2 protein-coding genes, 2 tRNA genes and 2 pseudogenes are annotated in these 3739 nt (G+C 68.7%); 5 read left to right on the top strand and 1 reads right to left on the bottom strand.

The window, feature by feature from the left end:
* The coding region (locus tag VNT50_RS12655) for an FAD-dependent oxidoreductase (RefSeq protein WP_325485466.1) at positions 1–641 on the bottom strand (641 nt) is incomplete at its 3' end.
* A gap of 30 nt (positions 642–671) precedes the next feature.
* On the opposite strand from VNT50_RS12655, the pseudogene VNT50_RS12650 reads away from it, so the two are divergent.
* The 5 genes and pseudogenes from VNT50_RS12650 to VNT50_RS12630 form a co-directional block, all read left to right on the top strand.
* Positions 672–1462 (top strand): annotated as a pseudogene (locus VNT50_RS12650) (inositol monophosphatase family protein).
* 286 nt (positions 1463–1748) lie between these two features.
* Positions 1749–3077, top strand: coding sequence for a M23 family metallopeptidase (locus tag VNT50_RS12645; RefSeq protein WP_325485465.1), 1329 nt, complete (start codon positions 1749–1751; stop codon positions 3075–3077).
* A gap of 71 nt (positions 3078–3148) precedes the next feature.
* Positions 3149–3220, top strand: a tRNA-Thr gene (locus VNT50_RS12640).
* A 27-nt stretch (positions 3221–3247) separates the two neighbouring features.
* Positions 3248–3321 (top strand) — tRNA-Met (locus VNT50_RS12635).
* Between the two features lie 227 nt (positions 3322–3548).
* A pseudogene (locus VNT50_RS12630) lies at positions 3549–3739 on the top strand (hypothetical protein); the annotation flags it as partial.

The following is a 3739-nucleotide window of genomic DNA, read 5'->3' as shown; positions in this document are numbered from 1 at the left end:
TTCTGGCGCAGGCTCGGCTCGTCGGCGCTCGCGAACGTCCCGATGAGTCCGTCGGTCAGCACGATTCCGCGGGCGATGTCGGACTCCACGGCGTTGCGGATCGTCGCGCCGAGGGGGCGCTCGATGATCGCATCCCACAGCTCGTCGTCGCCGACGCGGGCGCGCGCCTCGGAGGTCGTGAGCAACGGCTCGGTGAGCGTCGGGAACAGCGCGCGCGCCAGCGGGGCGATGCGGTCGTAGAACGCTCCGAAGCGTTCGGCCTCGGCGGCGTCTCCGGTGACACGGGCGAACGACCGGGCGGTCGCCGCGGCATCGTGAGTATCGACGAGGATGCCGCGCGCCGGGTCTGCCGGATCCGGCGTATAGGACGAGTACCGTCGGCGGCGCAGCGCGATGCGGAGTCCGAGGTCGTCGATGATCCGCCGCGGCAGGAGGCTGACGAGGTACGAGTAGCGAGACAGGTTCGCGTCGACCCCTGCCCATGGCCGCGCGGAGACGGCCGCCCCGCCCACATGGTCGAGGCGTTCCAGCACGATCACCGACTTGCCCGCGCCCGCGAGATAGGCGGCCGCGACCAGAGCGTTGTGGCCGCCCCCGACGATGACGACGTCGTGCGTGAAACCGGCGGCGGGGGAAACCATGCGTTCACGGTACCCGTCTAGCGTGGAGCAATGACTCGCCCACTCGATCTGCAGAAGCTGGCCGCCGACATCGCGCGTGAGGCGGGAGAGCTGGCCCGCCGCCGCCGTGTCGAAGGCGTATCGATCGCGGCTACCAAGTCGGCGATCGCCGACATCGTGACCGAGGCCGATCGAGAGGTCGAGACGCTCATTCGCGCGCGCCTGGCCGAGGAGCGGCCCGACGACGGGTTCCTGGGGAGGAGTCGGGCGCCGAAGAGGGGGTGTCGGGCATCACCTGGGTCGTGGACCCCATCGACGGCACCGTCAACTACGCCTACGGCATCCCGTCGTATGCGGTGAGCATCGCGGCGGTCGAGGGCGTGCCCGATCCCGCGTCGTGGCGGGCACTCGCCGGAGTCGTGTTCGCGCCCGCGATGGGCGAGCTGTTCACCGCGGCGGTAGGGCATGGCGCCTGGCTGGGCGAGGAGCGCTTGCATGTGAACGACGAGGCGCCCGCCGGTGCCCTGCTCGCCACCGGCTTCGGCTACGACCCTGCGACCCACGACGGCGACCTCGCCCGCGTCCGCCGAGTGATGCCGCTCGCGCGCGATCTGCGGCGCATCGGCGCGGCCTCCCTCGACCTCGCCTACGTCGCGGCGGGTCGACTTGACGGCTATTTCGAGCGGGGACTGCACCCCTGGGACCATGCCGCGGGGGCGCTGCTGGTCACCGAGGCGGGTGGCCGGGTGGGAGGCTACCGGGGGGCGCCGGCCGGGCGCGCGATGACGATCGCCGCGGGGGATGCCGTGTACCGGGCGATCGAGCGGATCATCGAGGAGTAGTGCTGGAGGCTGTCGATCCCGGGGACCGCGTTTCGATGTGCGAGTCGGCGGCGATTTCATAAGATAATGAGTCGGAGCGCCCGGGACGTGTACATGGCATTCCCAGGTGCCGCGTTATAGTGTTTATCAAAACGTTACCTTGTCGTCCCGAGCGGTGAGGTTGCATTCCCCCGAAGCCCGACGGCCGTTTCCCGAGCGGCAAGACACGAGAGCCCCCTGCGCGTTGCCCCTTGACACACCTATGGCCGAGCCCGCCCACACGCGGCGCTCGACCCGCGATCGAGTGATGCCCCCCGTCACTCCGGTCGGTGTCGACGCAACATCGCGTTCAGAGCTCCGCAGGCGTTCCGCCGGCGCCACCGCGGCGCTGCCCGCCGTCGTGTGGGGCCGTCCGGCGGTGCCGTCACCCGCGGCCGAGGCCGTCGCGCCGATCGCGCCCGCTGCCGAGCCCGTCGCGCAGATCGCACCCGCGGCCGACGGCGCACCCGAAACCGCGCGGGCCGAGCCGGTCACTCGGCGACGCATGCGAGCGCAGCTGGCCACGACTTCGCCCGCTCCCGCCGTCGAACCCGTCCGCGAGGCCGCCAGCGACGACTTCGAGCTCCGCGAGCCCGACGTCGTTCCGCCGTCCGTCGTGATCGACGAGCCCGAGATCTTCCTCGAGCCCGAAACCCTCCTCGCCGCCGACCGCGAGTTCGATGGCGCGGCGCCGTTCGAGGCGGGCGACGACGCGGCGTCCGCGTTCGACGAATTCGCCGAGGCGGCCAAGCTGTTCAGCTTCACGGGCGAGACGCCCATCGTCACGCCCGTCGAAGAGGTGGCCGCCCCGGCCGTGTCGCCCGCGGCATCCACCGTCGTCGCCTCGCCTCGCCGCTCCGCCGGCTCGTCGTTCCGTCGCGTCGCGACCGCCTCCTTCTCGGTGGGAGTCATGGGCCTCGTCGGGCTGCTCACGGTGGGCATGACCACGCCCGCCGAGGCCGTCGCCGCGGCCAGTACCGTCTCCACCGACGGCACCGTGTCGATCGCGGCACCCGGCAACGCCGCCGATGACGCGGAACCCGAAGAGATCCAGGCCTACGTCGCACCGTCCGATGTGACGAACGCCGCCCTCGAGCGCACCGAAGGCTATTCCACCGTCTCGATGGCGCAGATCGCGGCAGAGACGGGCATCAACTACTCGTCGTCGGTGTTCACGAACGACCAGAACGCCCCGATCCAGTGGCCGTTCGCCGTCGGCGTCGGACTCAGCAGCGGCTACGGCATGCGCTGGGGCCGGATGCACGAGGGTCTCGACTTCATTCCCGGCGCGGGCGCCCCCATCCAGGCGATCGCCGATGGCACGGTCCGCATCGCGACGGAGTCGGGCGGCGCCTATGGTGTGACGGTCTACATCGACCACATCATCGACGGCCAGCTCATCACGAGCCACTATGCGCACATGCAGTACGGGTCGCTGCAGGTCACCGAGGGCGAGCACGTCACCGTCGGCACCATCATCGGCAAGACCGGAAACACCGGGCGCTCCTACGGCGCACACCTGCACTTCGAGCTGCTGGTCAACGGCACGACGACCATCGATCCGCTCCCCTGGCTGCGCGAACACGCCGGCGGTTGATGACACCGACCTCGGTTTCTTGAGCACCGCCCGCCGGTGGTATTCTCTTGTGGTTGCCCGCGTACGGGTGCGCCCCGATAGCTCAGTGGTAGAGCACTTCCATGGTAAGGAAGGGGTCGTCAGTTCAATCCTGACTCGGGGCTCGTGACATCCTTGATCGGATGCTTCGCGGCAGGGTAGCTCAGTTGGTGAGAGCGCACGACTCATAATCGTGAGGTCGAGAGTTCGAATCTCTCTCCTGCTACATCAAGTCTTGAGTGGGCATTTTCGCGGACGCGACGCTTACGACGACAACAATCCATCGGGGCCTTACCTCCGCGTATCGGGAGAGTGGCGCACGACGATGGGCTTGCGACGGCGCGCTGGGCGGATTCAACTCGCCGGAGATGCGCTGGTGGGATTGGAGCGATTCCGACTGTCAGGTTAGTGGTCGTGGACGACACGCACCGGCGGCGGAACGTAGTGGTGTGGATGTACTCCTATACGCTCGGGACTATTCGAGCACTTGAACGAGCAATTGGGGAAACGATGGAGTTTGCGGACCGTCTCGCGTCGCTGGCGACAAAAGTGAGAAACCAGGCCAAGGCGATCGGCACCGAGGAGGCGACCAAGAACGCGTTCGTGATGCCGTTCATCTCGACGATTCTCGGCTACGACGTGTT

This window comes from Microbacterium sp. (assembly GCF_035554235.1).
Classification (GTDB): Bacteria; Actinomycetota; Actinomycetes; order Actinomycetales; family Microbacteriaceae; genus Microbacterium.
Note: the sequence above shows the minus strand (reverse complement) of the source record. Positions and strands in the feature narration are given on the sequence as shown.